This is a genomic window from Deltaproteobacteria bacterium (assembly GCA_028818775.1).
In the GTDB taxonomy this organism is placed as follows: domain Bacteria; phylum Desulfobacterota; class Binatia; order UBA9968; family JAJDTQ01; genus JAJDTQ01.
Map to the genome: position 1 here is coordinate 1 of JAPPNE010000087.1, position 5558 is coordinate 5558.

A 5558-nucleotide genomic window follows, 5' to 3' on the forward strand; every position below is an offset into this window, starting at 1 on the left:
CCGAGCGCAACGAGATCATCGTGGCCACCGGCGTCGAGCTTGCCGGCGGCGTGCAATATTTTGGCGATCTGGCCTGCGGCTTGTTCGCCAGTGCCAGGCATCGGTGATCGAAGCGCGGCCGGGGGCATCCCCATCGGGCGCCCCGGCCCTCGCTTCCCGTTCTCTCTCATTCCCTTGCACGAAGGATCGCCGGCCATGCCCTATGCCGACATTGATAAGCGCAGAAATCCCAAGCTCGGGATTTCTGCGCTTATCCCGAGCAGTTTCTAATGTCGAGTCAGGTTCGGAAGTCGGCTTGTTCATTGGGTTTCTCCATGGACTTGCTCGGCATTAATTCCAAGCGTCAGCACACCGATAGAGTCGTTCTCCCTTTCGACGAAATGGAGGACGACAATGGCTTCAAGACGAGATCACCGGTCCCTGCTGGGGACCACAGCACTGGCCAGCTTCGACCCGATCATTCGAGCGTTCATCGACGATCTCCGCGATCGTGAGGGGATCGCCGGAAAGCGTGTGGGTCGCTATCGCGGCACTGCCCGACACTTCGTGGTCTGGCTTGCACTGAGCGGCATTGCGCTCGACACAGTCGACTGCACGGTGATCGAGCGTTTCCTCGACCACGACTGCGAGTGTTGTACGGGAATGCTGGCATCTGCCGGGTTCGGTCCATGGAGCAAACGCCGGTCCTGGTCTCCTCTCATGGATTTCGTCTATTTCCTCGAGCGGGCGGGCAAGATCGAGACCCCTGGTGAACTGGACGAGAATCTCCAGCTACTCGACGATCATCTCGATCACATGCGCGGCAGTGGCTATGCCGCTCCAACCCTAGTTCTGCATCGCAGCGCATGTGCAAATCTCATTGTCTGGCTCCATTTCTCGCGAATCCCGCTGCGCGATCTAACCCTGGATGCATATGCGCGTTTCCGGAACCGGCGGTTCATCTGCTCGATCCCCGGGGTGTTCTACGGCCAGGGGAGAAGTTCCCCCGAAGGGACTCGTTACGACGGAGAGATCCGCAAGTTCCTCGACCACCTCGCCGCGATCGGCCGGATTGAACCTCTGGATCCAGCGCCGGAGGAAGAACTGACCGAGGTCCTCGAGAGGTTCTCGGCATGGCTTGAGCGCCATCGCGGTCTCCGCCCCAAGACGATACGGCAGTACACCCGTCTGATCGCTGCCGTTCTGCCCGATCTCGGAGACGATCCCAGGGTCATTGATGCGGCACTGATCCGCCGGGTGCTGTTCGAGCAACTTGAGCACCGATCTGCAAGCTATGCGAAGCGGCTGACGACCGCGATGCGCATGTATTTGCGGTTCCTAGCATCGGAAGACAGCGTCACCGCCACGCTGGTCGAGGCCGTGCCAACAACGGTGCCCCAGTGGCGGCTGTCGGCATTGCCGCGATACATCCCGGCCGACGATGTCGAGCGTGCCATCGCGTCGTGCAACGACGACCCGGTGGGCGTACGCAACCGGGCCATCCTGCTGCTTCTGGCGCGGCTGGCGCTGCGCGCCGGCGATGTCGTTGATTTGCGCCTCGGCGATATTGACTGGGAAAAGGCCGAGATCCGTGTTGCAGGCAAATCACGGCGGCAGACGGTACTGCCTCTGCCCCAGGATGTCGGCGACGCGCTGCATGCCTATATCGCGACGGTGCGGCCAACGGTAGACGACGAGAAGGTCTTCCTCTGCGCCAACGCACCTTCGCGCCCGTTCTCCGGCTCACACAACGTCAGTTACGTGGCTCGAAGCGCGCTGGACCGCGCCGGAGTGCCCACGCTCGCCAACCGCGGTCGCGGTGCGCATGTGTTCCGCCATTCTCAGGCGACCGAGTTGCTCAGATCCGGCGCAACACTGGACACCATCCAGTCACTGCTTCGCCACGAGTCCCGGAACAGCACCGCGATCTACGCCAAGACCGATACGGTCATGTTGCAGGAGGTCGCGCAACCATGGATCGGAGGGATGGAGGGATGACCAAGAAAACCATCATCACCGATCAGGTCGAGCGATATGTCGCGATGAAGCGCAAGCTCGGCTACCAGTTCACGCGGGGTGCTTGCCCACTACGGAGCTTCGCACGCTTCGCCGAGGATCGTGACGAAACATTCATCCGTTCCGAGACCGCCATCGAATGGGCATCGACAGCGCGATCACAATCCGAGCGGATCACGAGGCTGCATACCCTACATGCACTTGCCTGCTGGCTACACGCCGAGGATGCCCGGCACGAGCTGCCGCCTCGCGACGCTCTGGGCTATCAGAGCAGACGCAGGCCGCCACCATACCTGATATCGACTCCAGACATCCGGAAACTGCTCACGACGGCGCTTTCCATGCCGCCCGAGGGCACCATCGCCCCGCTGACCTGGCACTACATGTTCGGCCTCATCGCGGTGACCGGACTGCGCATCGGCGAGGCCCTTGCGCTGACGCTGGATGACATCACCCCGGACGGTCTGGTCATCCGCGACACCAAGTTCGGCAAGTCCCGGATGGTGGCACTGCACCCGACCACCCAGGATGAGCTGGACCACTACCTGACGGTGCGGCGCGAGGAGAAAACCCCGGACAGACACCTGTTCGTGATCACCACTGGCAGGCCTCCATGCTATTCCAGAGCACAGCAGGTCTTCCAAGCGATCCTGGAACGAACGGGAATTCGGGAACCCGGCGCAGCGCGCGGTCCGACGCTCCACTCGCTGCGGCACAGCTTCGCCGTCCGGGCACTCGAGAACCTGGACCCCGGCGCCGATCCAGGCCGCCATATGCTGGCACTCTCCACCTATCTCGGCCACGCCAAAGTCTCACATACCTACTGGTACCTGGAATCGACCTTGGATCTGCTGCGCGGTATCGCCGAGGCTGCCGAGCAGGCTCACGCGAATGGGGGTGCCCGATGACCGATCTTGCCCCCCACCTCACCGCCTTCCTCCAGGAGCACTTGCCCAATGAGCGGCGCCTCAGCCGACACACCGTGCAGGGCTACACCGATTGCTTCCGGCTGCTCGTCCTCTACGTGGCCGAGCAGACCGGAATCCGTCCCTGCGCCCTGAAGATCGAGCACTTCACGGTGGCGCTCCTGCTGTCCTTCCTCGAGTTCCTGGAGAACAGCCGCAACAACAGCGTCGGCACCCGCAATATCCGCCTCGCCGCCATCAAATCATTCTTCCGGTACGTGGAATACCGTGTGCCGGGCTGCCTCGACCTCGCATTGCGGGTGCGCGCCATCCCGCACAAGCGGGCCGACAAGCCCCTGGTCGACTGGCTCGACCGGGTCGAGATGCAGGCCATTCTGGATGCCCCGGACACCGCGACAGTGGCAGGTCTTCGCGATCGGGCGATGCTGCACTTGTGCTACGCCGCCGGGCTGCGGGTGTCGGAGCTGATCGGGCTCACGCTCGACAGCCTGTCGGGTCCCCAGCTCGAAACCATCCACATCCTGGGCAAGGGACGGCGCGACCGCGAGTTGCCGCTGTGGAAGGAAACCAAGAGCGTTCTCAACGAGTGGCTCGACGTCCGGCCGCCGGTCAAAAACCGCTACCTGTTCCTCAACGCAAGGGGGCGGGCGATGAGCTCGGACGGCTTCGCGTACATCCTCAAGCAGCATGTCACCACGGCCGCGCGGAAGGCTCCATCAATCGGCAGCAAGCGGGTGACCCCGCATGTCCTGCGTCATTCCACGGCCATGACAATCCTGCATGCCACCGGCGACATCCGGAAAGTATCGCTCTGGCTCGGCCACGCGGACATCAAGAGTACCGAAGCGTATCTCCGTGCGAGCCCGGCCGAGAAACTGGGAATCCTTGATGCCACCACACCGCCGTCCATCCAGCCGGGGACCTTCCACGGTGCCAAGGACAGCTTGATGCGAGTACTCGGCGGGCGCTGAAGCATGGAATTAATGCCGAGCAAGTCCATGGAGAAACCCAATGAACAAGCCGACTTCCGAACCTGACTCGACATTAGAAACTGCTCGGGATAAGCGCAGGACGCTTCAGCGCGAGCGCCACCGGCAGCGGGCAGCCGACCGCGCCGCGCTCGGGCTCTGCACGCGATGTGGAAGCCGCGCCCCGGCGCCCGGCCGACGGCAATGCGAGCCGTGCCGCGCCAAGGCGCGCGAGGCCGAGCGCGCGCGATACGCTGCAGGCAAGAAAGCGGGGAAGCTCTATGGAGGGCGCCGCGTGGCAACCCGCCGGCGCGACAGCCGCGAGCGCGGCAGAGAGCGCCACCGCGCCAGACGCGCGGCGGGGTTGTGCACGATGTGCGGACGCGAGCGGCCCGTCGAGGGCGCTGCCGTCTGCGAGGATTGCAGGTCGATCCGCCGTGCCCGAGAGCGCGAGCGCCATGCCAGACGACGCGCCGAGGACTGCTGTGTCCGATGCCGCAAGCCGGTGCCGGCCGGCGCCTCGCGCTGCCGGCCCTGTGCGGCGGTGGAGGCGGCACGGCCGAAAGAGCGGAAGAACGCCGCCGATCGCAAGCGATATTCCCGCCGGCGCGCCAGGAAGGAATGTACGAGATGCGGCGCCTGGGCGGGCGCCGCCAGCACGTGCGAGCCGTGCTCGCACCGATCCCGGATGCGCTCCCCGGATCATCGCGGCGTGCCGGCGTCCGAGCCGCGCTTCACCATCGTCGAGACTGCCAGCGGTCTCGAGTTGGACACGTTCGAGACCGAGGCCGAGGCGGTGGCCTCGCTGGCGTTCGCCGGCCTCGACCCCAGCGAGGTCGAACTGATCGCGGACGTCTCCATCATGGCCGCGATGTCTTCATGGTGAGAGGTGAGAACGAGCGCGGCGGGCGGCACACTCCGGCGAGTGGCACAGTCGCGGGCATCCAGGCGATCACCCGAAGCGCGGATACTCGATCGTCCCGGATATCGGATCGCCGCGGAGCGACCGGTCGATCTCACGGTTCGGACCCGAGCGCGTAGTTCCCGACCTTCCCGTCCGGACCGGCCCTGCGCTCCAGCAGCTGGCGGCTCGCCAGGTCGCAGCAGACCCGCTTCACCCGCCGGACCGGCGTCAAGCCGGACAGCCTGGTGAGTTCGTCGTCGTCCAATCCCGGAAAGCGCCGCAACAGAAAGAGAATCAGGTGGTCGTTCTCCATCGAACACTCCCGACGTCAAGCGCGCTCCGCCTTACATGAGAGCGCCCGCTCAGGCAACTCCGAAGGCCCGTGCCGGCACGGCCCAAGGCCGGCACGGCCCGAGGCCGGTGCGACCCGAGGCCGGCACGACCCGCTGCCGGCCCGGCACACTTCCCGTCGAGGCGCCCCCTCTACACGATCGGGGCCGCGATCCGTGTCGTTGACGACGGCGCAGATGCGCGCTCCCTCGCCTGCATCTTCGACGAAGCGAAGCCGTTGCGGTTCTCCATGCCTACATCGACATTCCCCGGTCCTTGCTCATTCGCAGGGCGGCCTTCTTTTCCTCCTCAAGGGCGATCCTGTTGCGAATCTCCTCTTCCCTCACTCGGACCGCGTCCGGCGCGGCGCCGGCGGCGCTCAGATGGGCGGCGAGCTCGCGTTCCGGCATGTCCTTCCTGAGCGCCGCCGCCTCG

General features: G+C 65.0%; 7 protein-coding genes. 4 read left to right on the plus strand and 3 right to left on the minus strand.

The genetic code is table 11. The features are described from left to right. Nucleotides 1–393: 393 nt before the first annotated feature. Genes OXU42_10670 through OXU42_10680 form a run of 3 tightly spaced genes read left to right on the plus strand, consistent with a single transcriptional unit; the run spans nt 394 to nt 3892 of the window. Nucleotides 394–1977, plus strand: a complete 1584-nt coding sequence (locus OXU42_10670; GenBank protein ID MDE0029847.1) for a tyrosine-type recombinase/integrase — start codon at nt 394–396, stop codon at nt 1975–1977. After that, entirely contained in the window at nt 1974–2903 is a 930-nt protein-coding gene (locus tag OXU42_10675) for a tyrosine-type recombinase/integrase (GenBank protein ID MDE0029848.1), read from the plus strand. The genes OXU42_10670 and OXU42_10675 overlap by 4 nt, the downstream gene beginning before the upstream one ends. After that, the gene (locus OXU42_10680) at nt 2900–3892 is read left to right on the plus strand and encodes a tyrosine-type recombinase/integrase (protein ID MDE0029849.1); all 993 of its coding nucleotides are present in this window, start codon (nt 2900–2902) and stop codon (nt 3890–3892) included. The genes OXU42_10675 and OXU42_10680 overlap by 4 nt, the downstream gene beginning before the upstream one ends. 73 nt (nt 3893–3965) lie before the next feature. Here the strand turns inward: OXU42_10680 and OXU42_10685 are convergent, their stop codons facing one another. Continuing rightward, a complete protein-coding gene (locus OXU42_10685; GenBank protein MDE0029850.1) occupies nt 3966–4349 on the minus strand; it encodes a hypothetical protein in 384 nt (127 codons plus the stop codon). A gap of 228 nt (nt 4350–4577) precedes the next feature. Between OXU42_10685 and OXU42_10690 the strand changes: the two genes are divergently transcribed. Next, on the plus strand, nt 4578–4775 hold the full coding sequence (locus OXU42_10690; protein ID MDE0029851.1) for a hypothetical protein: 198 nt from the start codon (nt 4578–4580) through the stop codon (nt 4773–4775). A 130-nt stretch (nt 4776–4905) separates the two neighbouring features. On the opposite strand, the gene OXU42_10695 is transcribed toward OXU42_10690, so the two are convergent. Together OXU42_10695 and OXU42_10700 are read right to left on the minus strand one after the other, a co-directional pair. After that, nucleotides 4906–5106 carry a hypothetical protein gene (locus OXU42_10695; GenBank protein ID MDE0029852.1) on the minus strand — a complete coding sequence of 67 codons (201 nt, stop codon included), beginning with the start codon at nt 5104–5106 and terminating at the stop codon, nt 4906–4908. A gap of 271 nt (nt 5107–5377) precedes the next feature. Next, nucleotides 5378–5558 (minus strand): hypothetical protein (locus tag OXU42_10700; GenBank protein MDE0029853.1); only part of this gene is annotated, 181 nt, incomplete at its 5' end.

Bases quoted from the DNA above. Each gene is read 5' to 3' on its own strand.
- OXU42_10670 (MDE0029847.1), top strand. From the start codon at position 394: ATGGCTTCAAGACGAGATCACCGGTCCCTGCTGGGGACCACAGCACTG.
- OXU42_10675 (MDE0029848.1), top strand. From the start codon at position 1,974: ATGACCAAGAAAACCATCATCACCGATCAGGTCGAGCGATATGTCGCG.
- OXU42_10680 (MDE0029849.1), top strand. From the start codon at position 2,900: ATGACCGATCTTGCCCCCCACCTCACCGCCTTCCTCCAGGAGCACTTG.
- OXU42_10685 (MDE0029850.1), bottom strand. From the start codon at position 4,349: ATGGCGCTCGCGCTCTCGGGCACGGCGGATCGACCTGCAATCCTCGCA.
- OXU42_10690 (MDE0029851.1), top strand. From the start codon at position 4,578: ATGCGCTCCCCGGATCATCGCGGCGTGCCGGCGTCCGAGCCGCGCTTC.
- OXU42_10695 (MDE0029852.1), bottom strand. From the start codon at position 5,106: ATGGAGAACGACCACCTGATTCTCTTTCTGTTGCGGCGCTTTCCGGGA.